At 56.3% G+C, this 378-nt stretch carries 1 protein-coding gene; it reads left to right on the top strand.

Annotation, left to right across the window (positions count from 1 at the left end; genetic code table 11):
• Positions 1–5 precede the first annotated feature (5 nt).
• Positions 6–293, top strand: coding sequence for a DUF3304 domain-containing protein (locus V6F78_RS22575; RefSeq protein ID WP_332728365.1), 288 nt, complete (start codon positions 6–8; stop codon positions 291–293).
• Positions 294–378 lie beyond the last annotated feature (85 nt).

Here is a 378-nt window from a genome sequence, read left to right as displayed (position 1 = left end):
TGACGGTGGTGGTGGAGTGGGAGAAGGATCCTGATCCGCATGCTTACGTGAATTGGCCTCCTCTCGGAACTGACGGTTATCGGGCTGCTTATAAGTTGCATGCAGCTAAGTACACCCGTCATCGAGCGGTTGTGCCTGTTGCACGGTATGAGGAGTTGGGGCTTGTCAATGTGCACTTCTTACCTTGCAACCAAGTAGCCGTGTCAGCCGGTGCGACTTATCCGGGGCGTCCCGATTATCCGTTTCACTTTCCTCAAAAAATGCAGGAGCCCGCCACATGTCCAGAGTCATGATTCGAGTCCTGTGGCTGACGTTGATCAGCGGCCTTTCGCTGCAAGGCTGCACCCCGCCAAAGCCCGTGCGTCTGGGTGCCCCCAT

Source organism: Pseudomonas sp. ESBL9, assembly GCF_036668715.1.
GTDB classification, from domain to species: Bacteria; Pseudomonadota; Gammaproteobacteria; order Pseudomonadales; family Pseudomonadaceae; genus Aquipseudomonas; species Aquipseudomonas lundensis.
Note: the sequence above shows the minus strand (reverse complement) of the source record. Positions and strands in the feature narration are given on the sequence as shown.